This window comes from Rhodococcus sp. RD6.2, from assembly GCF_001040705.1.
GTDB lineage: Bacteria > Actinomycetota > Actinomycetes > Mycobacteriales > Mycobacteriaceae > Rhodococcus_G.
In genome coordinates, this window is record NZ_CVQP01000010.1 from 148,068 (window position 1) to 170,575 (window position 22,508).

Consider the following 22,508-nt stretch of genomic DNA (forward strand, 5'->3'; position numbering starts at 1 on the left):
CCACGCCGCCGAGGCTGCCGCTTCTAGCTGACCAGCACCTATAGACTTGTGTGGTTGTGCGACGCGGGACGTCGGGAGCTCGGCCTTCCGAAGTCACCGTCGCCCCGGGTCCGTGGGCTCTGTCCGCGGCCGTCGCACCCGGCACACCGATGCTGAGAAGAAGAGGAGCCGATGACTGACACCACGTTGCCGCCGGACGAACCGGGGCACGACCGCGTAGAGCCTGTGGACATTCAGCAGGAGATGCAGTCCAGCTACATCGACTACGCGATGAGCGTGATCGTCGGCCGCGCCCTGCCGGACGTGCGTGACGGTCTCAAGCCCGTTCACCGGCGCGTGCTCTACGCGATGTACGACAACGGCTACCGCCCGGACCGCGGCTACGTGAAGTCCGCGCGACCGGTCGCCGACACCATGGGCAACTACCACCCGCACGGCGACTCGTCGATCTACGACACCCTCGTGCGTATGGCGCAGCCGTGGTCGCTGCGGTACCCGCTGGTCGACGGCCAGGGCAACTTCGGTTCCCGAGGCAACGACGGCGCCGCCGCCATGCGATACACCGAGTGCCGCCTGACGCCGCTGGCGATGGAGATGCTGCGGGAGATCGACCACGACACGGTCGACTTCGCGCCCAACTACGACGGCAAGACGCAGGAGCCGACGGTTCTGCCGAGCCGCATTCCGGCCCTGCTGATCAACGGCTCGAACGGCATCGCCGTCGGTATGGCCACCAACATCCCGCCGCACAACCTCGGTGAGGTTGCGGAGGCCATCTACTGGGTGCTCGAGAACCACGAGGCCGACGACGAGGCCACCCTCGAAGCCGTCATGGAGCGCGTCAAGGGCCCCGACTTCCCGACCGCGGGCCTGATCGTCGGCGGCCAGGGCATCCAGGACGCCTACCGGACCGGCCGCGGCTCGGTGCGGATGCGTGGCGTCGTGGAGATCGAGGAGAACGCCAAGGGGCAGACCACGATCGTCATCACGGAGCTGCCCTACCAGGTCAACACCGACAACTTCGTCAACGCGATCGCCGAGCAGGTCAAGGACGCGAAGATCGCCGGGATCTCCGACATCCACGACGAGTCCTCGGATCGCGCAGGCTTGCGCATCGTCGTCACGGTCCGCCGCGACGCCGTGGCGAAGGTCGTGCTGAACAACCTCTACAAGCACACGCAGCTGCAGACGACGTTCGGCTGCAACATGCTGTCCATCGTCGACGGTGTGCCGCGCACCCTGCGCATCGACCAGATGATCCGCCTCTACGTGACCCATCAGCTCGAGGTCATCGTCCGGCGGACCCGCTACCTGCTGCGCAAGGCCGAGGAACGCGCCCACATCCTGCGCGGCCTCGTCAAGGCCCTCGACGCCCTCGACGAGGTCATCGCGCTGATCCGCGCCTCGCAGACCGTCGACGTCGCGCGTGCGGGCCTGATGAACCTGCTCACCGTCGACGAGATCCAGGCCGACGCGATCCTGGCGATGCAGCTGCGTCGCCTCGCCGCCCTCGAACGGCAGAAGATCGTCGACGAGCTCGCCGAGATCGAGCTCGAGATCGCCGACTACCAGGACATTCTCGCGAAGCCGGAGCGTCAGCGCGCCATCGTCCGCGACGAGCTCAAGGAGATCGTCGACAAGTACGGCGACGACCGCCGCACCCGGATCATCGCCGCCGACGGTGACGTCGCCGACGAGGACCTGATCGCCCGCGAGGACGTGGTCGTCACGATCACCGAAACCGGATACGCCAAGCGGACGAAGACCGACCTGTACCGCTCGCAGAAGCGCGGCGGCAAGGGCGTCAAGGGTGCCGAGCTGAAGCAGGACGACCTGGTCCGGCACTTCTTCGTCACCTCGACGCACGACTGGCTGCTGTTCTTCACGACCAAGGGACGCGTCTACCGCGCGAAGGCCTACGAGCTGCCCGAGACCGGTCGGACCGCCCGCGGGCAGCACGTCGCGAACCTGCTGGCGTTCCAGCCGGACGAGCGGATCCAGGGCGTCATCCGCCTGCAGTCGTACGAGGACGCGCCCTACCTGGTGCTCGCGACCCGCAACGGCCTGGTCAAGAAGTCGAAGCTCTCCGATTTCGACTCCAACCGGTCGGGCGGCATCGTCGCGATCAACCTGCGTGGCGAGGACGAACTGGTCGGCGCTGTGCTGTGCTCCGCGGACGACGACCTGCTGCTCGTGTCCGAGCAGGGGCAGTCCATCCGGTTCTCCGCCACCGACGAGGCGCTGCGGCCGATGGGGCGCGCAACGTCCGGTGTCCAGGGCATGCGCTTCAACGGCGAGGACGCGCTGCTGTCGCTGAATGTCGTCAGGGAGGGCACGTACCTGCTGGTCGCGACGTCCGGCGGTTACTCCAAGCGGACCGCGATGGAGGACTACCCGGTGCAGGGTCGCGGCGGCAAGGGAGTGCTGACGATCCAGTACGACCCCAAGCGTGGCACCCTGGTCGGAGCGCTCATCGCCGACGACGACGACGAGTTGTACGCCATCACCTCCGGTGGAGGCGTGATCCGTACGGCAGCCAAGCAAGTCCGCAAGGCAGGCCGGCAGACCAAGGGCGTGCGGTTGATGAATCTCGGGGAAGGCGACACCCTGCTCGCGATCGCGCGCAACGCCGACGAACCCGAAGAGTCGGACACCGCCGCGACTGACGCAGCGAAGGAGTCGTAAGTGAGCACTCCCCACCAGCCGGGTAGTGACCGGCCGATCCCGGTGGGTTCTACCGAGCCGAACACTGGCCCGAACAACGGGTCGAGTGGCGTGGCGAACGGGTCGGCCAACGGAAAGTCGGCCGACCCTGCGAAGAACGCCGATCCGGTGAAGAACCCGGGGGAGAAGCCGGGATCGAACGGGTCGGCCACCGCAGCGGTGGGCGGGGACTCCAAGTCGGCACCTGCCGATGCGCCGAAGTCGGGCGTGCCGGGATCGCAGGCGGGTGGGCCCGCGCCCCAGGGTGGTTCCGCGGAACGGGGTGCTTCGCCGGTACAGGGTGGTTCCCCGACTCAGTCGGGAGCCGCGGGGCCGCAGGCGTCCGGACGTTCCGGTGCCGTCAGCGCCGGACCCACCCGGACCGGTGCGCAGACGCCGCCGTGGCAGCGTGGGCCGCAGGGTGCGGGCACTCCGCCCGCCCCCGCATCCCGACCGGCCGGACCGCAGCAGCCGCCCGCCGGAACGCCGTCACCCGCGGGGGCACAGGCTCCCCGTCCGGCAGCGGCGCCCCAGGCGAAGCCCGCAGCGCAGCAGGGAACACCGTCCTCGTCGGGCGCGCCGAAGTCGCAGAGCCCGTCCGAGCCGGTTCCCTCGCCTGCCACGAAGCCGGTGCCGGCGGCAGGGGCGCAGAAGCCGGCTGCGCAGGCCGCGCCGCAGAACGGTGCACCGCAGAAGGCCGCGCCGCAGAACGGTGCACCGCAGGCAGGCGTTCAGAAGCCTGCCGCTCCGGCTTCACCGCAGAAGGCTGCACCGCAGAACGGTGCACCGCAGAAGGCTGCACCGCAGGCAGGCGCTCAGAAGCCTGCTGCGCAGTCGGCGCCACAGAAGGCAGCACCGCAGGCTGCGCCGCAGAGTCCGCCGCCGGCGGCGCGTGCGGCCCAGGGTCGCCCGGCAGGCGACCAAGCGCGGAAGCAGGCCGCTCAGGCGAAGGCCGGCGTCATCGACGGGCCGACCAGGCACATCGACCGCACCGACCTGGCCAAGGACCTGCCCGACCTGTCCGAGGTCCGGCATCCGACGCCGGTCCCAGTGACTGAGGCGGAGCCTGCGAAGGCAACGGGTAAGCGTCCGTCGGTGGTCGTCGCGGCATCGACGCCGGTCGGGGACCCACTGCGTGCCTCGGTGCAGATCCGCAAGGTCGACCCCTGGTCCACCCTCAAGGTCGCGCTGGTGCTGTCGGTCGCGATGTTCTTCGTGTGGATGTTCGCGATCGGGTTCCTGTACGTCGTGCTGGACGGCATGGGCGTGTGGGATCGACTGAACAATGCGTTCACCGACATCGTGTCGGAGACGTCGGAGTCCGGTCTTGTGACCGCGGGGCAGGTGTTCGGGTACTCGGCCCTCATCGGCGGTATCAACATCATCCTGTTCACCGCACTCGCCACCGTGGGTGCGTTCATCTACAACCTCTGCACCGATCTCGTCGGCGGTGTCGAGGTGACGTTGGCTGATCGTGACTGACCGGTTCTGCGGCGCCTGACCTGGTCTTTCGCTGCCTCACCGGCCCGATTTTGGTGGCTGCGGGTCGGTGAGGTAGTGTCATGCCTCGGTTCGAGAGAGTGTTTCCCGAGCCGGACACGGGCCTATAGCTCAGGCGGTTAGAGCGCTTCGCTGATAACGAAGAGGTCGGAGGTTCAAGTCCTCCTAGGCCCACTCCCCGTGTCGACGAAGGATTCGCGGATGAAGATTCTGTTTGTGGCCTTGACCGCTGTGGCAGTGATCTTCGGAATCGTCAAGCTGCGAGCGCAGCGTGACAGCGAAGATGTCTGGCACGAGGTCACCAGCCGCTGACGCGGACGGGGCCTTAGCTCAGTTGGTAGAGCGCTGCCTTTGCAAGGCAGATGTCAGGAGTTCGAATCTCCTAGGCTCCACAAGGAAGTGCATACGAGCTCGACGAACACCCTCACCGATTCCGGTGGGGGTGTTTTGTGTTGGTGCCTGTGGAATTGTGGACAACTCTGTGTGCCGACGGAGCAGGGTTCGTTTGCAGTGTCATATCCGGCAGTCCCGGTGACGCCCGACACCGTGCTAGCCTGCCGAAACAATATGTTACTGACGGTAACATCTAACTTCTCGGGGGTTCTCGACGTGGTGAACAGCAAAGGGGTGCAGTGCGCCCTCGCCGCCGTACTGGCGATGGGTGCGGTGACGGGGTCCGCCCAGGCGAGCGCGGCACCGGCCGACTTCTACTCGACGCCGTCGGAACTGCCTGCGGCGGCCGGCCAACTGATCCGCAGCGAGCCGGCATCGATGCTCCTGAGGGTTCCGACGGCCACCGGCGGACTGCCTGCCGACTCGACGCGCATCATGTACCGCACGGCCGACTCAAACGGTGAACCGATCGCGGTCACCGGCACGTACTTCGATCCACAGGCACCGTGGACCGGAGCGGGGGAGCGGCCGCTGGTCAGCGTCGCGATCGGAACCCACGGTCAGGGCGACCAGTGCGCGCCGTCCAAGTTGTTCGGGCAGGTCGTGAACGTCGACAGTCACCTCGCGCCGATGGTCGAATACGAATCGATCGCGGTGAACAACCTGCTGCTGCGCGGCGTCGCGGTCGTGGTCACGGACTATGAGGGACTCGGAACCGAAGGCGTCCACACCTACGTCAACCGCGAATCGGAGGCGCACGCCGTCCTGGACGCGGTGCGCGCGGCGCAGGCGCTGCCGGGGACCTCCATCGCGCCGGACGGTCCCGTCGGATTCTGGGGTTACTCCCAGGGCGGTGGTGCGGCCGCGGCCGCGGCCGAGTTGGCACCGCAGTACGCGCCGGAACTGGACGTCAAGGGGACGTACGCGGGAGCGCCGCCAGCGGATCTGTTCGCGACTCTCGAGGAAATCGACGGCTCGTCGCTGACGGGTGCGATCGGCTACGCCATCAACAGTCTGGTCGAGGCGTACCCGGAGCTGCGCCCGTCGCTCGACGTCGAGATCAACGACCGCGGCCGGGACATGTTGGCGCGGGTCGCCGACCAGTGCGTCGCGGAGACCGCCGCGGCATTCGGATTCCAGCAGACATCGAGCTTCACCCGCAGCGGTGAACCGCTGTCGGTGGTGCTGGACCGATTGCCGGTGGCGAGGGAACTGCTGGACCGGCAGCGGATCGGACGCCTCACGCCGTCCGCGCCGGCGCTGGTGCAGTCCGGGATCCAGGACGACATCGTGCCGTTCGGGCAGGCTGCCCAGCTGGCGACGGACTGGTGTGCAGCCGGGGCAACCGTCCAGTTCACCGAGAACGCTGCGCCGGCCATGGGCCGGGGCCTCGGGGTGAACCATGTCGCGCCGATGCTGCTCGGACTTCCCGAGGCGACGCAATTCATGCTGGATCGCTTCAACGGGGTACCCACCGCGGGCAACTGCTGACCCTGACACAACAGAACGGGCCCGACATCCGTCGGGCCCGTTCCACGTGAAACCGATCTACGGTGTCGGCTCTCCTGCTTCGGGGGCATCGAAGTCGCGAAGGCTGGGCGGCTGCGCGGCGACCGGTGCGGGTTCGGGCCTGCGCAGTCGCCACACCGCGACCCCTGCGGCGACCGCTGCCCCGAGCGCTCCGACAACGAGAACCCTGCGCAGCGCGCGACCGCGTCGTGCCGGCTCCGCGGCGGAGGCCACGATCACGTCCTCGTCGACGAGGGCGACCACGGGCAGCGCCTTCGACCGCGTCAGTCCGGACTTCGCCAGCGCGTACCCCTGGCCGGCGAGGTAGGCGCCGAGTGCGCCGACGGTCTTCGCCGCGCTGCCGGTGCCCTTCGCGACGCCGAGGGCGGACGCCCGAGCGAGTCGCAGTGCTGTCGATTGAGCCGTGGGGCTGGAGGATTCGGTATCGCGGTCGACCGGTTCCGGAGTCGGGGTCTGCTTCGTCGCGCACGTCATCTGTCCACTCTCGCACATGTTCCCAGGACACTTCGTGCGTGCGCGTGGCGCCGTGGCGCCGCGTGAATGGCACCATGGAGGGGTGAGCACACCGAATCAGACCGCAACCGCAACGCTGCACACCAACCGTGGCGACATCAAGATCGCCCTGTTCGGCAACCACGCGCCGAAGACGGTCGCCAACTTCGTCGGCCTGGCCGACGGGTCCGCCGACTACAGCACCGAGAACGCCAAGGGCGAGAAGTCCGGCCCGTTCTACGACGGCGCCATCTTCCACCGCGTCATCGACGGCTTCATGATCCAGGGCGGCGACCCGACCGGTACCGGCCGCGGCGGCCCGGGCTACAAGTTCGCCGACGAGTTCCACCCCGAGCTGCAGTTCGACCGCGCCTACCTGCTGGCCATGGCGAACGCAGGCCCGGGCACGAACGGCTCGCAGTTCTTCATCACCACGGGCAAGACCCCGCACCTGAACCGTCGCCACACCATCTTCGGTGAGGTCGTCGACGCGGAGTCGAAGAAGGTCGTCGACGCCATCTCGTCCACCCCGGTCGACCGCTCCGACCGACCGGTCGAGCCGGTCGTGATCAACAGCATCACCATCTCCTGATCCACCGAGGAACCAGATGACGAACCCCGGTTGGGGCGGTGGGCCCGGCGAGGGCATCCCACCCCAACCGCGGTGCGTGCGGCACCCGGACCGCCCCACCGGGCTGTCCTGCACGCGCTGCGGACGCCCCGCCTGCCCCGAATGCCTCCGTCCGGCCTCGGTCGGTCAGCACTGCGTGGACTGCGTCGCCGAGGACAACAGGCGAACCGCACAGGTGCGCACGGTTGCGGGTGCTCCGGTCCGGTCCGGGCTCCCGACACCGGTCGTGACGTATGTGCTGATGGCGATCAACGTCGTCGTCTTCCTGGTGACGGCGCTGCAGGCGCAGTCGGTGATGGACAACGGCCGCGGGTTCGTGAACCCGTTCACCGGTGCGGCGGTCTTCGATTCGGAACTCTTCGGCCGGTGGGTGCTGTCGCCGCTGGACGTCGCGAACGGTGACTGGATGCGGATCCTGGGCAGCGGCTTCCTGCACTTCGGGTTGCTGCACCTGGCGGTCAACATGTTCGCGCTGTACATCCTCGGGCGCGACACCGAGCTGGTGTTCGGGCGTTCGCGATACCTGTGTGTCTATCTGATCTCGCTGCTCGGCGGGTCGGCGTCCGTGATGGCCTTCGAGAACGGCGGCTTCACCGCGGGTGCTTCCGGTGCGATCTTCGGCATCATGGGAGCTCAGGCCGTCATTCTTCTCAAGCTTCGCCGCAGTCCGGCCCCCGTGGTCGGCGTGATCGCGATCAACGTGATCATCAGCGTCACGGTGCCCGGCATCTCGATCTTCGGACACCTGGGCGGGCTGGTCGCGGGCGCTGCTGCTGCGGCAGCACTTCTCTACGCGCCGCAGTGGCTCGGCGCGGGGCAGGACCGGGAGAAGGCAATTCGGATCGGCTGGATCGGGCTTGCCGTTGTCGCGCTCGTCACCGTCGGCCTCATCGGGCTTCGTGCCGCGCAGTTGCGCAGCGAGTTCGGCCTCTGACGTTCACCTCGGGGGTGGGACGAGGCCGCGGGAGTTCAACGCCTCGAACACCGTCGAGGGATCGGTGCCGAGATCCCAACGACCGAACACGATCAGCTTGTCGTCGTCGGATCCCGGAGGCCGCACGTCGATCTCCAACATCGGGACGCGACGGCCGAGTCGCGGGTAGCGCACGATGCGCACCCGGCTCAGGTCGCCGCGGTGCACGTCGAGCGTGCCGCCGAGTCGCTGGAGGACGATCCCGCTGTTGTCGTCGCGGATCGCGAGGCGGGGCCGCTGCCGCAGGCCCAGTGCGGTGACGACGAGGAGCCCGAGCGCGGCCAGTCCGATGAGGAACCGGCCTGCGGGGTCAGCGGCCAGCGTCACCGCGGCGACCGCCATCGCGACACCGCCGATGCCGGTCGCCGCGAGCGCCGCGGTGGGTGTCGACCAACTCGTGTGCGGGTTGTGCACAGATACTCCCGTAGTTATCCACAGAGGTTATCCACATGGGGATTAATGACAGGTGTGTAATTGACACCCGCGAGGGTCGACGAAACCCGAGGTCAGCGCCACCGCATCGTCATGATCAGACCGGCAACCATGAAGCCGAACCCGATGAGGAAGTTGTAGGCGCCGAGGTTGTTGATGAAATCGATCTGGTCGCCCGCGAGGTAGTACACGACGAGCCACGCGAGGCCGATCAGCATCAGGCCGAGCATCACCGACACATAGATCGGGCTCGACGGCCCGGCCTTGATCTTCACCGGCGTGCGGTTCGCAGGGGCGATGTTGTAGTCCGTCTTCTTCCGGACCTTCGACTTCGGCATGACGTCCTCGGGTGATGTGATCAGGGCGGCAGGCCCTGTGGATGAACGGTGTACGCGCGGCGGTCGGCGTCGTCGTCGACGCCTGCCAGGTACATTCGAGCCTACGGTAGCGGGGAACACGCCAACGCAGGCGCGATCCGGTCGGGTCCGTCCCCGGTGCCGCTCACACCCGATCGTGCCGGGAGGCGACACATGACCGAACCCGTCCGCCGGTCGCGGTTCTGGCTCGTGTGCGTACCGATCGTCTGCCTCGTCGCGGGGCTGCTGTTCGCGACCGCCCGGGAAGTCTCCGCGGGGGACGAGTTGCGGCGCGGCGACACCACCAGGCTGTCCGACCTCGTCAGGGCTGCGCAGTCCGACCTCGACGGCGTCACCGCCGAACACGACGGTCTCGCCACGCGGGTCGAGGAGTTGCAGGACACCGCGGGGTACTCCGACAGCGACGTCGCGGCGGTGCTCGACCAGGTGCGCGCCCTCGAGGGGGAAGCGGGGCGATCCGAGGTCATCGGACCCGGCGTCACCGTCACGATGACGGACGCGTCCCGCGATTCGGACGGCAACTACCCGGCCGGTGCCCGTCCCGACGACCTGGTCGTGCATCAGCAGGACGTGCAGTCCGTGCTCAACGCGCTGTGGGCGGGCGGTGCGACCGCGGTCGGAATGCAGGATCAGCGCATCGTCAGTACGTCCGCACCGCGCTGCATCGGCAACACCCTCCTCCTGCACGGGCGCACCTACAGTCCGCCGTACGTGATGACGGCACTCGGTGACCCGGCCCGGCTCACCGCGGCACTCGACGCCGAACCCGGCGTCCGCCTGTTCAAGCAGTACGCGGTCCGCTACGGCCTCGGATACACGCAGTCGACGTCGGATTCGCTGACGGTGCCCGCGTTCGACGGTCAGATGCGCACCAAGTTCGCCCGCTGACGCGGTGCCGCTTATCCTGGCGCCATGCGCATCCTCGTCGTCGACAACTACGACAGCTTCGTCTTCAACCTGGTCCAGTACCTCGGACAGCTGGGCACGACGGCGACGGTGTGGCGCAACGACGATCCGCGTCTCGACGACCGTGCCGCCGTCGCGGCGGAGTTCGACGGCATCCTGCTGAGCCCCGGCCCCGGCACCCCGCAGCGTGCGGGCGCCAGCATGGACCTGGTCAAGGCGTGTGCGGACGCGTCGACGCCGCTGCTCGGCGTGTGCCTCGGACATCAGTCGATCGGCGCCATGTTCGGTGCGACCGTCGACCGCGCGCCCGAGTTGCTGCACGGCAAGACCAGCCAGGTCACCCATGACGGCACTGGAGTCCTCGCGGGCCTGCCGAGTCCTTTCACTGCGACCCGCTACCACTCCCTCACGGTGCTGCCGGAGACGATGCCGGACGAGCTGATCCCGACCGCGCACACCGACACCGGAATCGTGATGGCGTTGCGTCATCGCGACCTGCCGATCCACGGCGTCCAGTTCCATCCGGAGTCGGTGCTCACGCAGGGCGGCCACCGGATGCTCGCGAACTGGCTCGAAGTGTGCGGTGAGCGGCCCTCGGAGGCCCTGGTCGCGTCGCTCGAGTCGGAGGTCGCCCGGGCCCTGGGCGACGCCCTGACCGCGTCCTGACGCTCCGCCCGCCGCTCATTGCAGGCGGAACTGTTCTTCCCTTTGTTCCTGAATGGCCCATTCATTCGGTCTGACCGAATGAATGGGCCATTCAGGAAGATGGAGCAGGGTCAGCGGCCGCCCGACGGAATCCCGAGCTGACCGATGCCGACCGTGACGGTCGACGTCTTCGACACTTCGGATCCCGGGGGCTGCGCCTGCGTGACGATCTTGCCGACCTGATCGGTTTCCAGCGTGGGCTCGGGGCGCTGCACCAGCTGGCTGGACGAGCCCGTCCACCCTTCCTTCCGCAGCGTGGTGAGTGCCTGCGAGACGGTCTGACCGCTGAGGTCGGGCATCTCGATCATGTTGCCGTTGGACACCTTCAGCCGGACGGTGCTGCCGCGTGCGGCGGTGTCGCCACCGGTCGGATCGGTGGCGACGACCTGCCCGCGGGGTCGACCGGAGTCGATGTTCTCGACCTCGACCTTGAATCCGGCACCCTCGACGTTCGGCTGTGCGACTTCGAGGGTCTGTCCGACGACGTTCGGGATGCGGACCTGTTCGGGTCCGGTACCGAGGGTGATCTGGACGGTGCTGTCGAGTTCGAGCTTGGCGCCGGCCGCGGGTTCCTGCGCGGTCACCTTGTCGAGCTGGTCCGTCGTGGACGGTGCGCGGTCGATCGCGGGGTCGAGGGCGAGCCCGACGGAGCTGAGGGCCTGCGCGGCCTGCGCCTGCGTCAGCCCGGCGAGTCTCGGCACGTCCACCTGCTCGGGGCCGCTGGAGATGTCGAGCGTGACGACGGTGCCTTCGTCGGCGCGCGCCCCAGCGACGGGGATCGACGAGACGACGTTGCCCTCGCCGACGACCTTGCTGGGCTTCTGCTGCGTCTGGACGCGGAACCCGAGGTTCTGCAGTTCGGACTGCGCTTCCTGAGCCGACTGGTTGGTGACGTCGGGGACGGTGACCTGCTCAACCTTTGATCCGGGCCCGAGGGACCACAGGAAGGCGCCGATGATGCCGATGATCGCGATCGCGGCGATGCCGGCCAGCACCATCTTGAGGGTCCGGTTGCCCTGTGACGGCGGTGTGGGAGCGGCGGGCTCGGATGCCGCGGTGCCCGCTGCGGCTGCGGCGGCGTAGCGCCCGGAGCTGTTGTCGACCGCGCCGATGATGGTGGTGCGGTCCTCTTCGTTCATGACCATCGGAGCGGACGGCCGCTGGCCGCCGAGGACGCGGACCAGGTCGCTGCGCATGTCGGCGGCGCTCTGGTACCGGTTGGCCGGGTTCTTGCTCATCGCCTTGAGGATCACCGAGTCCAGCTCGCGCGGGATGTCGGGGTTCACCGACGACGGCAGCGCGGGGTCCTCGCGGACGTGCTGGTAGGCGACCGCGACCGGCGAGTCGCCCTTGAACGGCGGTTCGCCGGTGAGGAGTTCGAACAGCACGCAGCCGAGTGAGTACACGTCGGAGCGGGCGTCGACCTGTTCGCCACGGGCCTGCTCGGGCGACAGGTACTGGGCGGTGCCGATGACGGCAGCGGTCTGCGTCATCGGGCTGGAGCTGTCGGAGATCGCGCGGGCGATACCGAAGTCCATCACCTTCACCGAGCCCGCACGGTTGATCATGATGTTCGCGGGCTTGATGTCGCGGTGCACGATGCCGTTGCGGTGGCTGAAGTCGAGCGCGGCGCAGACGTCGGCGATGACCTCCATGGTGCGGCGCGGCGCCATCGGGCCCTCGCCGCGCACGATGTCGCGGAGGGTGACGCCGTCGACGTACTCCATGACGATGTACGGCAGCGGTCCGGCGTCGGTTTCGGCTTCACCGGTGTCGTAGACGGCGACGATCGCCGGGTGGTTCAGTGCGGCCGCGTTCTGCGCTTCGCGGCGGAACCGCAGGTAGAACGTGGGGTCGCGGGCAAGGTCGGCACGCAGCACCTTGATCGCGACGTCGCGGCTGAGCCGCAGGTCGCGCGCCAGGTGTACCTCGGACATGCCACCGAAGCCGAGAATCTCGCCCAGCTCGTAGCGGGAGGAGAGTTTGCGCGGTGTCGTCATGGCTGTCCTTGGGTGGCCGAGGTCGTGGTCTCGCTCAGCGTTGTGGTGACGGTGGTCGTGGTGGTGGGCGGTTCGGTGGTGGTGGTCGTCGTCCGCTCCGTGGTGGTGGTGGGCGGCTCGGTGGTGGTGGTCGTCGGCTCCTCGGTCGTCGGCTCCGGAGTCCATTCCGTCGTCGTCGGCTCTTCGGTCGTCGTCGTCGGACGTGCCGTCGTCGGAGCGGGTGTCGTGACCGCGGGGCGACTCGTCGTCAACGGTGCAGGAGAGGACGGAGCGTCTCCGCCGCCGAACAGCAGCATCCATCCGCCGACGAGCAGGCCGAGGCCGATCAGTCCGCCCGCTACCCACGCGAGCACCTTCTGGTTGTGGGTGAGGCCGCCCGGCTCGGGCGCGACCGCAGCGGCGGCCGCGGTGGTGGGCTGCCTGCCGATCACCTGGGTGGCGGCGGTGGGAGGTGCGACGGCGACGGTCGGGGCGCCGCTGCCGGGCATCGGCGGCCGGCCACCGGATCGCACGACCGTGACGGCGTCCGCGAACTCGCCGCCGCTGTGATAGCGGGCGGCGGGGTCCTTCGCCATCGTGATCTCGATCAGTTCACGAACGTTCGGCGGCAGGTCCGCCGGCAGCGGCGCGGGAATCTCCTGGACGTGCTTCATCGCGACGGTCAGCGCGCCGTCCCCGGAGAACGGGCGGTGTCCCGCCAGCACCTCGTAGCCGACGACGCCGAGCGCGTACACGTCGCTGGCGGGGGTCGCGTCCTGGCCGAGGGCCTGCTCGGGGGCGATGTACTGGGCGGTGCCCATCACCATCCCGGTGCGGGTGACGGGCGACGCCTCGACGGCCTTGGCGATGCCGAAGTCGGTGATCTTCACCTGGCCCGTCGGGGTGATGAGGATGTTGCCCGGCTTGACGTCGCGGTGCACCACTCCGCTCGCATGCGCGGCCTGCAGTGCGCGGCCGGTCTGTTCGAGCATGTCGAGGGCGTGCGGCAGCGACAGGCGTCCGACACGGGAGAGCACCGCGTTCAGCGGTTCGCCGTTGACGAGTTCCATGACGAGGTAGGCGGTGTCCTGCCCGGTCGTGTCGCGGGTCTCGCCGTAGTCGTAGATGCCTGCGATGCCGGGATGGTTCAGCTGCGCCGTGGTGCGTGCCTCGGTGCGGAACCGCGCGAGGAACTCGGGGTCGGAGGAGAACTCCGCCTTGAGGACCTTCACGGCGACGCGGCGATGCAAGCGGTTGTCGGTCGCTTCCCAGACCTGGCCCATGCCGCCGGTGGCGATCAGGCGCATCAGTCGATAACGGTCGGCGATGAGTGCGCCGTTCTGGAGACTCATCGTTCGCCTTCCCGCTGCAGCGCAGCACCGATCACGGCCCGACCGATCGGGGCGGCCACCGAGCCACCGGTCGCGGCGAGCGCGCGGTCGCCGCCGTCCTCGACGATCACGGCGATCGCGACCTGCGGGTTCTGCGCCGGTGCGAACCCGATGTACCAGGCGTGCGGGGGCGTGTTGCGCGGGTCGGTGCCGTGTTCGGCGGTACCGGTCTTCGAGGCGATCTGGACGCCGGGGATCTTGTTGCCTCCGCCGGTGTTGTTCTCGGAGCCGATCATCAGCTCGGTGAGTGTGGACGCAACTTGTGGGGACACAGCCTGCCCAAGGGATTCGGGGGCGGTGGTCGCCAGGTTCGACAGGTCGGGGCTCTGCAGTTGTGCGACGAGGTGGGGTTGCATGCGGACCCCACCGTTCGCGATGGTCGCGGCGACGACGGCATTCTGCAGCGGCGTGAGCGCGACGTCGCGCTGACCGATGCTGGACTGGCCGAGTGCCGCATTGTCGGGGATGGTGCCGACGGTGCTGTCCGCCACGGGGATCGGGATGCCGGGCGTGTCCGGGCCGATGCCGAACGCGCCGGCGGTGTCCTTGAGTGCGTCGGCTCCGGCGCGGATGCCGAGTTCGACGAACGCGGTGTTGCAGGACCGCGCGAACGCTTCCCGCAGGGAGGCGGTCGGGCCACCGCCGCAGTTGGTGCCGTTGTAGTTCTCGAGCGTCGTCGTCGTTCCGGGCAGCGTGATGGTCGGGGCCGCGGTCAGTTGTTCCTCCGGATTTGCGCCGTTGGCGAGGGCGGCGGCGGTCACGACCACCTTGAAGGTCGAGCCGGGCGGATAGGTCTGGGAGACGGCCCGGTTGAGCAGGGGCTTGTCGGGGTCGGCGTTGAGCGTTTCCCACGCCTCGGTGCTGACCTGGCCGTCGTGGCTGGCGAGCAGGTTCGGGTCGTAGCTGGGTGTGCTTGCCATCGCAAGGATCTCACCGGTGCTGGGCTGGATCGCGACGACGGCACCCGTGTAGCCCTTCGCGGTCAGCTGGTCGTAGGCAACCTGCTGGACGACGGGATCGATGGTGCTGACAACGTTGCCGCCACGCGGATCTCGTCCCGAGACGAGGTCGAAGAAGCGGCGCGAGAACAGCCGGTTGTCGGAGCCGTTGAGGACGGCGTCCTCACTGCGCTCGAGGCCGGTGTTGCCGTAGAGCATCGAGTAGAAGCCGGTGACGGGCGCGTTCGCGAACGGGCTGGATGGTGCGGCAGTGTTCGGCGGGTACGTGCGCAGGTACTTGTACCGGTCGTCGGTGGGGACGGACGCCGCCAACACCTGTCCGCCCGCGGAGATCTGTCCGCGCTGGCGGGAGTACTCGTCGAGCAGCACCCGTGAGTTCCGGGGGTCGGTGCGCAGGTCGTCGGCCTTGATGACCTGGACGTAGGTGGCGTTGGCGAGGAGCGCGACGACCATCACCATGACGGCCATCGCGACGCGGCGCAGGGGAGTGTTCATGTGCGCCTCAACATTTCCGTCGGTGCATCCGCGATCGGTGCGGGTCCCTTCTTCTTCGGCTCGGGAGGGGTGCGGGCGGAGTCGGAGATCTTCATCAGCAGCGCCAGCAGCAGGTAGTTGGCGAGCAGTGACGATCCGCCGTAGGACATGAACGGGGTGGTCAGACCCGTCAGCGGGATCAGCTTGGTGACGCCGCCGACGACGACGAACAGCTGGATGGCGATCGTGAACGACAGGCCCGCGGCGAGCAGCTTGCCGAAGCTGTCGCGGACCGCCAGTGCGGTTCGCAGTCCGCGAATGATGAGGATCAGGAACAGCATCAGAACGGCGGCGAGGCCGATCAGGCCGAGTTCCTCACCGATCGTCGCGACGATGAAGTCGGTCTTCGCGAACGGAACCTGGGAGGGGCGACCACTGCCGAGTCCGGTGCCCGCGACGCCGCCGGTGGCGAGCCCGAACAGGGACTGGGAGATCTGGTAGCCGGTGTTGTTGTAGTCGCCGAGCGGGTCGATCCACGTCTGCACGCGCACGCGGACGTGCCCGAACATCTGGTAGGCCAACACGAATCCGAGGGCGAGCAGGGCGCCGCCGATGACGAGCCACCCCACGCGTTCCGTCGCGACGTACAGCATCACCAGGACGGTGCCGAAGAGCAGCAGCGAGGTGCCGAGGTCCTTCTCGAGGACGAGGACACCGATAGAGACGATCCAGGCGACGAGGATCGGTCCGAGGTCGCGGGCGCGCGGCAGGTCGAGGCCGAAGACGTGCTTGCCCGCGGTGGTGAACAGTTCGCGTTTCGACACCAGGACGGATGCGAAGAAGATGATCAGCAGGATCTTCGCGAACTCACCGGGCTGAATGCTGAAGAACGGCAGCTTGATCCAGATCTTCGCGCCGTTCACCTCGGACATCGAGGCCGGCAGCACCGCCGGGATCGCGAGCAGCACGAGGCCGGCGAGGCCGAGGGTGTAGCTGTAGCGGGCGAGCAGGCGGTAGTCGCGCAGCAGCATCAGGACGGCGATGAACCCGGCGATCGCGAGCGCCGTCCACAGCACCTGCTGGGTGGCGTCGGGGGAGGGGGCTTCGCGTCCGTAGTAGGCCGCGGTGGCCGCGTCGGCAAGGTCGAGGCGGTGGATGAGCACCAGCCCGAGCCCGTTGAGCAGCGCGACGATCGGCAGCAGCAGCGGATCGGCGTGGGGGGCCCAGCGGCGTACGGCGGCGTGCGCGGTGAGGAACAGTGCCGCGTACGCGATTCCGTACTTCGCGAGATCCCACGTGATCGTCTGTTCCTGGCTCGCCTCGACCAGCACCAGCGACAGGGTGGTGATGGCGATGGCGGCACAGATGAGCAGCAGTTCGGCGGTCCTGCGGGTGGACTGCTCGGGCGCGGGGGCAAACCCTCCGGGCGGGCTCGGGAACGAGGCCCCGGAAGGCGCAGAGGACACGGACATCAGCTGCCGGTCCTGCAGTTCTGCCCCGGGATCTGCGGCGGGGTCGTTTCGGTCGGGGCCGCTTCCGGGGTCGGTGCGGGAGCGGGTGCGGGTGCAGGGGCGGGCGCGGGTTCCGGAGCGGGTGCGGGGGCGGGTTCCGGAGTCGGCGTCACCGCAGGTGCGGGCGGCGCAGGCGCAGGCGTGGGCGTCGGGGTGGTCGTCTCGACCGGGGTGCACACCGGCAGCAGGTCGCCGTCGGCCAGGCGCTGCATCTGGCTCTTGGCGTCCTCGAGGGACCCGGACGGCAGCCCGGCCCGAACCTGTTCCCGCGCGGACGGTTGCAGGGCGTCGACGGTCAGCACCGTGCACGTGGTGTTGCCGGAGGGCACGAGCGTCAGGTCACCGTCGTCGGTGACACAGCCGACGAGGTTCGCTTCCTGCAGCGAGTAGCCGAGGACCGATCCGGGGACGCCGCGCATCACAGCGACGCGACCGTCGTCGGCGCCGACGTAGTAGTTGTTGCGGACCACCATGCGACCGACCACGAGCCCGACGGCGATGACGGCGATCAGGCCGAGCGCCACCAGAATCCAGCGCAGTCGCTTCCGCTTCTTCGGCTGTGGCTCGTCGGCAACCTGGATGCGGCGGGGTGTTGCCCGCGGGGGACGCATCGCGGCGGCCCTGCCCGCGGCCGTGTCGGGCGGCGGGGTGTCCTCGTCCTCGTCGGATGCGGCTCCGCCGACGATGGGGCGACTGGGGCCGTAGTCGAGGTCGATGACATCCGCGACGACGACCGTCACGTTGTCCGGTCCGCCGCTGCGCAGCGCCAGCTCGATGAGACGGTCCGCGGATTCGGCCGGGGTGCCGTTGCTGAGGACGTCGGCGATCGTCTCGTCGCTCACGACGTCGGACAATCCGTCGGAGCACAGCAGGTAGCGGTCGCCTGCACGTGACTCACGGACGGTGAGGGTCGGCTCGATCTCGTTGCCCGTCAACGCCCTCATGATCAGCGAACGTTGCGGATGCGTGTGAGCCTGCTCAGCGGTGATACGTCCCTCGTCGACGAGGGACTGCACGAAGGTGTCGTCGCGGGTGATCTGGGTGAGGACGGCGTCGCGCAGCAGGTAGGCGCGCGAGTCGCCGATGTGGGCGAGTCCGAGTTTGCTGCCCGCGAACAGGATCGCCGTCAGAGTCGTGCCCATGCCGTCGAGTTCGGGCTCCTCCTCGACCTGTTCGGCGATGGCGGCGTTGCCGTGACGCGTGGCGGCGGCGAGCTTGCCGAGCAGGTCGTCGCCGGGCTCGTCGTCGTCGAGATGCGCGAGAGCCGCGATCATCAACTGCGACGCCACTTCACCGGCTGCGTGGCCGCCCATGCCGTCGGCTAGGGCCAGCAGACGCGCACCGGCGTAGACGGAGTCCTCGTTGTTGGACCGCACGAGGCCGCGGTCGCTACGCGCTGCGTAGCGCAGGACGAGGGTCACGGGCGGAGCTCGATCACGGTCTTGCCGACCCGAACAGGGGTGCCGAGCGGAACCCGGACGGCGGTGGTGACTCGCGCCCGATCCAGGTAGGTGCCGTTCGTCGACCCGAGATCCTCGACGTACCAGTCGGTTCCGCGGGGCGAGATGCGCGCGTGCCGGGTGGACGCGTAGTCGTCGGTGAGGACCAGCGTCGAGTCGTCGGCCCTGCCGATGAGGACGGGCTGGGCACCGAGCGTGATGCGGGTTCCCGCGAGGGCACCCTGCGTCACGATGAGGTTCTTCGCGACCTTCGGCTTTCCGAACGACGGCAGCACCGACGAGGTGCGGCTGTAGCGCGGCGGCACCCGCACTCCTGCAGCGGCGTACACGTCGTTGCGGAGGGTGCGCAGCACCGCCCACACGAACAACCACAGGAGCAGCAGGAAGCCGGCCCTGGTCAATTGCAGGATGAGTCCCTGCACTGCGGTCCACCTCCTCCTGGCGCGCGGCACTGTGCCGACGGCGACGTACGGCGATACGGTTGGGTCGATCGCACAAACCACAATACGGAATGTGCTGGGGCTTCGACCGCTGCAGTGCGACCTTGCGGCCCGCACTTGCTCAGCTGATCGCAGACGACGGGTCGCGGCTAGACGATGCGCACCAGGATTTCGGAGTGGCCGGCACGGATCACGTCACCGTCGGCGAGCTGCCAGTCCTGCACGGGGGCGCCGTTGACGGTGGTGCCGTTGGTCGATCCGAGGTCGGAGAGCATGGCGACCTGGCCGTCCCAACGGATCTCGATGTGCCGACGGGAAACGCCGGTGTCGGGGAGCCGGAACTGGGCTTCCTGGCCGCGGCCGATCACGTTGCGTCCCTCGCGGAGCTGGAAGTTACGGCCGCTGCCGTCCTCGAGCTGCAGGGTCGCGGTGAAGGTGCGGTTCGCGTCGAAGCTGGGGTACTCGTTGCCGTAGCTCTGCCCGTAGGGCTGCTGCTGCTGCTGTCCGTACGCCTGCTGCTGGTCGTAGCCGTAGTCCGCGTTCGCCGGGTACTGGTTGCCGTAGTCGGCCTGCCCATAGTCGGCCTGCTGGTAGTCGGACTGCTGGTAATCGGCGCGTGAGTAGTCCTGGCCGCCGCCGTACGGGTTGGCCGGGTAGTCGGGGTTCGGCGGGTACGGGTTGGCGTAGTCGGCCTGCTGGTAGTCGCCGCGCGAGTAGTCCTGGCCGCCGCCGTACGGGTTGGCCGTGTTGGCCGGGTAGTCGGGGTTCGGCGGGTACGGGTTGGCGTAGTCGGCCTGCTGGTAGTCGGACGCAGGCGGGTACGGGCTGGCGTACTCGGCGCCGTTCGCGCGGCCACCGTTCTGGGCGTAGCCGTTGCGGGGCTGGTCGTAGCCGCCGCCTGCCGCCGAATACGACGGGTACGACTTGCCGTTCTGGGCGCCGACCGGGGGACGGTCCTGCGAGAACCGACCCTCGTCCGCGGGCTCACGCGAGGGATCGAAACCTGGGTTCTGAGTCATCTGGCCGGCTCCTGGGTTCATGGGTGCGGAGGGTCGTGCGTTCGCGGGCGGTAACGGTACTCGCTGACCCTGGCGCGGGTTCGGCGTTGAGCCCACATCCGGATCCACCGCCCCGCGGGCCCGGAACTGGCCTGTGTGCAGTGTGGACGACGGCTCGAACCGAACGGAGATCGGCCCGTATGTTTGCCATCCCTGATCGCGGATGAAGTCCTCAAGGTGTCGGGAGAACGCCTTGACTGTCAAGTCCTTGTCCGAGGACAACTCGTCGTGATCCGACTCGTTGATCGTGATGACGTACGAGTTCGGGGCGAGCATGTGCCCGCCCTCCAGCTGCTGCAGTCCCTCGAGGGCCTGCTGCTGCAAGGCGGACTCGACCTCCTGGGGAACGACGCCTCCGCCGAAGACCCGGGCGAGCCCGTCTCCGACGACACCTTGGAGCTTGCGCTCGAAGCGTTGGACGATGCCCACACCGACCTCCTCTCGATCCATCGCGTGTCGCGGTGTTTTCACACCGCCCCGTCATGGTATCCGGGGCGCGCGACACTCTGCGGGCATGTGACGATCACCGCAGGTCAGTAAGGCGAATCGTGTTTTGCGCGGGGTGCATGCTAGTGTTTCCAGCGTCGCTCGGGCGAGTGGCGGAATGGCAGACGCGCTGGCTTCAGGTGCCAGTGTCCTTCGGGACGTGGGGGTTCAAGTCCCCCTTCGCCCACAATGAGCAGTTCCACGAACTGCACAGAACGAGGTCACGAACTCGAATGAGTCGTGACCTCGTTCTCGTTTCACCGGGACCTGTGCTCGGCGCACCGCACCCGGTGGATGTACTTGGTCACTGTTGCGCGGCCACCGCCCGCTCGAGCCAGTTGAACACGGGCGACAGCGTCTCGGGCGCGGACCAGCCGTTGACCACGGCGAGGAGTTCGAGGTACCTCTCGCGGCGGGGGTCTGCCACCAGAGCGACCCAATCGAGCAACCTTCGCCGCGCCTGGGGGCCGACAGGCAGGTCCACGACTCGAGCGAAAGTCGCAACGACCTCATCGACCACGGAAGCGGCCTCCGGTGAGACCGGATCGATGCTCGCGGTCAGCGCCGGGCCGACCAGGTCGCAGATCACGGCGGCGGTGTCGCGGTGCACGCCGGCCCCGTGGTGCGCGCGATCGGCGGCGAAATGATCGGTCACGCCCGTCATCACTTTCCGGAACTCGTTGTCCTGCATCAGCTCGGCCAGCTCCAGCCACGCCGTGATCTGCTCCGGTTCCGGCTCGTCCGGCAGCTCGGGAGTCAGCGTGCGCATGATTCCGTGGACGGCCGCATCGCTTACCGCCCCTCCGAACACCCCGTCGAGAAAGGTGTTGATCAGTTCACGCCGTTCTCTCTCCGCCATCGTCGCGAGGGCCGGTACCGTGGCCATCGCCTCGGGGGTGGATCCTCGTTCGGTGACCGCCTGCAGGAGTGCGCGTCGTATCCGGAGCACGCGGATCTGAACCGCCAGTGCGTCGGCATGCTGTGCGGCGACGTCGGGCAGCGTGGCCTCCCGATCCACGACCTTCCGGATCGTTTCCAGATCCAAGCCCAGGTCGCGAAGGGTACGGACGAACGTGAGTCGGGCCGCGGAGTCGGCACGATAGCGACGGTGCCCTGCCGCACTGCGGCCGGCGGGCGGAACGATTCCCCTGTCTGCGTAGTACCGAATCGTCTTGACCGCCAGCCCGGTGCGTCGCGCGAGATCACCGATGGACAGCCAGGTGTCGTCTTCCATATCCCCACCCTGGTATCTCCTCCGACAGGAGATGCAAGCGGACTCGGCCGCCCAGCGCTGGAAATCCTGGTGTCCACACACCTTCTGCGGCGTGCGCACGGCTGTTCGACGAACGAAACCCCTGTGCACGCTCCGAGAAGAGTGCGCACAGGGGTTTCGTGAAGACGACTAGAGCGTGCCGTTCTCGATGTCGCGCTTCATGGCCTGCTGGTTCTCGATGTGCGACGAGACGCCGTTCTGCACGGTGAAGTCGATCAGCACGGACGGCGCGGAGAAGGTCAGGTGCTCTGTGACGGTGGTCACGCCGCCAGTTTCGGTGAAGGTGATCTTCTGGTGGGTGATGATGCCGGGCGCATCCCAGGTGTCGGTGGTGTACCAGCGTTCGGCGGCGTACGTCCGTTGCTGCCCGACGGTGCGACCCGGAATCGATGCCGAGCCGGCCGGGATGTCCTCGAGGGCGATGAACTCCCTGACGTCGGCGTCTCCGTCGGTGTAGCTGCGGCGGTCGAGGATGCCCTTCAGGAACGGGTGGCGTCCGAGGCTGTTGTCGAAGTTCGAGTACGCCGGGAACACGCGATCGATGGGTGCGTCGATGGTGATCGGCAAGGTGACCTCCTGGGTCACCAGTAGGGCACCCGCCACGCTCTTCTCGGCCTGGTACAGCGCCCACGAGGCCTCCCATTCCAGGTCCACCTCGGAGGAGGAGGACGAGGAGGAGGAATCCGAACTCGATTGGGCGCCGGCCACTCCTACATTCCCGACCGCGAGACCGGCAGCAAGCACGACGGCCGCGAGAATCGCAGGTGTCGACTTCCCGGCCCGCCGGCCACTGCGCTGCTCAGGACGATCGACCATTCGTGCTACCTCCGCATCG

At 68.3% G+C, this 22,508-nt stretch carries 20 protein-coding genes and 3 tRNA genes; 11 read left to right on the forward strand and 12 right to left on the reverse strand.

Going from position 1 to position 22,508, the window contains the following annotated elements; genetic code table 11:
* The first annotated feature begins 171 nt into the window (after window positions 1-171).
* From gyrA to RHCRD62_RS21635, 6 genes are all read left to right on the forward strand, one after another.
* On the forward strand, window positions 172-2,685 hold the full coding sequence (gyrA, locus tag RHCRD62_RS21615; RefSeq protein WP_050066817.1) for a DNA gyrase subunit A: 2,514 nt from the start codon (window positions 172-174) through the stop codon (window positions 2,683-2,685).
* Complete coding sequence (locus RHCRD62_RS21620) at window positions 2,686-4,185, forward strand: DUF3566 domain-containing protein (RefSeq protein WP_084734427.1); 1,500 nt, start codon at window positions 2,686-2,688, stop codon at window positions 4,183-4,185.
* Between the two features lie 118 nt (window positions 4,186-4,303).
* Window positions 4,304-4,377 (forward strand) — tRNA-Ile (locus tag RHCRD62_RS21625).
* A 27-nt stretch (window positions 4,378-4,404) separates the two neighbouring features.
* Entirely contained in the window at window positions 4,405-4,515 is a 111-nt protein-coding gene (locus RHCRD62_RS26205) for a DLW-39 family protein (protein WP_216596658.1), read from the forward strand.
* Window positions 4,516-4,522: 7 nt separating this feature from the next.
* Window positions 4,523-4,595 (forward strand) — tRNA-Ala (locus RHCRD62_RS21630).
* A gap of 217 nt (window positions 4,596-4,812) precedes the next feature.
* Window positions 4,813-6,087 (forward strand): lipase family protein, encoded by a 1,275-nt coding sequence (locus RHCRD62_RS21635; protein ID WP_172671120.1) that lies wholly within the window; start codon window positions 4,813-4,815, stop codon window positions 6,085-6,087.
* Window positions 6,088-6,144: 57 nt separating this feature from the next.
* On the opposite strand, the gene RHCRD62_RS21640 is transcribed toward RHCRD62_RS21635, so the two are convergent.
* Entirely contained in the window at window positions 6,145-6,600 is a 456-nt protein-coding gene (locus RHCRD62_RS21640) for a hypothetical protein (protein ID WP_050066818.1), read from the reverse strand.
* A gap of 82 nt (window positions 6,601-6,682) precedes the next feature.
* Here RHCRD62_RS21640 and RHCRD62_RS21645 point away from each other — a divergent pair, with 82 nt between their 5' ends.
* Together RHCRD62_RS21645 and RHCRD62_RS21650 are read left to right on the forward strand one after the other, a co-directional pair.
* On the forward strand, window positions 6,683-7,210 hold the full coding sequence (locus RHCRD62_RS21645; protein WP_050066819.1) for a peptidylprolyl isomerase: 528 nt from the start codon (window positions 6,683-6,685) through the stop codon (window positions 7,208-7,210).
* Between the two features lie 16 nt (window positions 7,211-7,226).
* Window positions 7,227-8,183: a rhomboid family intramembrane serine protease gene (locus tag RHCRD62_RS21650; protein WP_050066820.1), complete on the forward strand. Its 957-nt coding sequence runs from the start codon at window positions 7,227-7,229 to the stop codon at window positions 8,181-8,183.
* Window positions 8,184-8,186: 3 nt separating this feature from the next.
* Here RHCRD62_RS21650 and RHCRD62_RS21655 read toward each other — a convergent pair whose 3' ends face one another.
* Both RHCRD62_RS21655 and crgA read right to left on the reverse strand, forming a co-directional pair.
* The gene (locus tag RHCRD62_RS21655; RefSeq protein WP_050066821.1) at window positions 8,187-8,636 is read right to left on the reverse strand and encodes a PH domain-containing protein; all 450 of its coding nucleotides are present in this window, start codon (window positions 8,634-8,636) and stop codon (window positions 8,187-8,189) included.
* A 92-nt stretch (window positions 8,637-8,728) separates the two neighbouring features.
* Window positions 8,729-8,992 (reverse strand): cell division protein CrgA, encoded by a 264-nt coding sequence (crgA, locus tag RHCRD62_RS21660; RefSeq protein ID WP_050066822.1) that lies wholly within the window; start codon window positions 8,990-8,992, stop codon window positions 8,729-8,731.
* A 192-nt stretch (window positions 8,993-9,184) separates the two neighbouring features.
* Here crgA and RHCRD62_RS21665 point away from each other — a divergent pair, with 192 nt between their 5' ends.
* On the forward strand, window positions 9,185-9,919 hold the full coding sequence (locus RHCRD62_RS21665) for a DUF881 domain-containing protein (RefSeq protein WP_050066823.1): 735 nt from the start codon (window positions 9,185-9,187) through the stop codon (window positions 9,917-9,919).
* Between the two features lie 24 nt (window positions 9,920-9,943).
* Window positions 9,944-10,603, forward strand: coding sequence for an aminodeoxychorismate/anthranilate synthase component II (locus RHCRD62_RS21670; RefSeq protein ID WP_050066824.1), 660 nt, complete (start codon window positions 9,944-9,946; stop codon window positions 10,601-10,603).
* A 110-nt stretch (window positions 10,604-10,713) separates the two neighbouring features.
* Here RHCRD62_RS21670 and pknB read toward each other — a convergent pair whose 3' ends face one another.
* From pknB to RHCRD62_RS21705, 7 genes are all read right to left on the reverse strand, one after another.
* Window positions 10,714-12,642 (reverse strand): Stk1 family PASTA domain-containing Ser/Thr kinase, encoded by a 1,929-nt coding sequence (gene pknB, locus RHCRD62_RS21675; protein ID WP_050066825.1) that lies wholly within the window; start codon window positions 12,640-12,642, stop codon window positions 10,714-10,716.
* Window positions 12,639-13,973 (reverse strand): serine/threonine-protein kinase, encoded by a 1,335-nt coding sequence (locus RHCRD62_RS21680; protein ID WP_050066826.1) that lies wholly within the window; start codon window positions 13,971-13,973, stop codon window positions 12,639-12,641. The genes pknB and RHCRD62_RS21680 overlap by 4 nt, the downstream gene beginning before the upstream one ends.
* On the reverse strand, window positions 13,970-15,466 hold the full coding sequence (locus RHCRD62_RS21685; protein ID WP_050066827.1) for a peptidoglycan D,D-transpeptidase FtsI family protein: 1,497 nt from the start codon (window positions 15,464-15,466) through the stop codon (window positions 13,970-13,972). Before RHCRD62_RS21685 ends, RHCRD62_RS21680 begins: the two co-directional genes overlap by 4 nt.
* Entirely contained in the window at window positions 15,463-16,917 is a 1,455-nt protein-coding gene (locus RHCRD62_RS21690) for an FtsW/RodA/SpoVE family cell cycle protein (protein ID WP_050066828.1), read from the reverse strand. The genes RHCRD62_RS21685 and RHCRD62_RS21690 overlap by 4 nt, the downstream gene beginning before the upstream one ends.
* The gene (locus RHCRD62_RS21695; RefSeq protein ID WP_050066829.1) at window positions 16,917-18,377 is read right to left on the reverse strand and encodes a PP2C family serine/threonine-protein phosphatase; all 1,461 of its coding nucleotides are present in this window, start codon (window positions 18,375-18,377) and stop codon (window positions 16,917-16,919) included. The genes RHCRD62_RS21690 and RHCRD62_RS21695 overlap by 1 nt, the downstream gene beginning before the upstream one ends.
* Complete coding sequence (locus RHCRD62_RS21700) at window positions 18,374-18,838, reverse strand: FHA domain-containing protein FhaB/FipA (protein WP_050066830.1); 465 nt, start codon at window positions 18,836-18,838, stop codon at window positions 18,374-18,376. The genes RHCRD62_RS21695 and RHCRD62_RS21700 overlap by 4 nt, the downstream gene beginning before the upstream one ends.
* 167 nt (window positions 18,839-19,005) lie before the next feature.
* The gene (locus RHCRD62_RS21705) at window positions 19,006-20,343 is read right to left on the reverse strand and encodes an FHA domain-containing protein (RefSeq protein WP_050066974.1); all 1,338 of its coding nucleotides are present in this window, start codon (window positions 20,341-20,343) and stop codon (window positions 19,006-19,008) included.
* Between the two features lie 161 nt (window positions 20,344-20,504).
* Here RHCRD62_RS21705 and RHCRD62_RS21710 point away from each other — a divergent pair.
* Window positions 20,505-20,587 (forward strand) — tRNA-Leu (locus RHCRD62_RS21710).
* 117 nt (window positions 20,588-20,704) lie between these two features.
* On the opposite strand, the gene RHCRD62_RS21715 is transcribed toward RHCRD62_RS21710, so the two are convergent.
* Together RHCRD62_RS21715 and RHCRD62_RS21720 are read right to left on the reverse strand one after the other, a co-directional pair.
* The gene (locus RHCRD62_RS21715) at window positions 20,705-21,634 is read right to left on the reverse strand and encodes a MerR family transcriptional regulator (RefSeq protein ID WP_050066831.1); all 930 of its coding nucleotides are present in this window, start codon (window positions 21,632-21,634) and stop codon (window positions 20,705-20,707) included.
* Window positions 21,635-21,802: 168 nt separating this feature from the next.
* Window positions 21,803-22,489 (reverse strand): SRPBCC family protein, encoded by a 687-nt coding sequence (locus RHCRD62_RS21720; RefSeq protein WP_050066832.1) that lies wholly within the window; start codon window positions 22,487-22,489, stop codon window positions 21,803-21,805.
* Window positions 22,490-22,508: the final 19 nt, after the last annotated feature.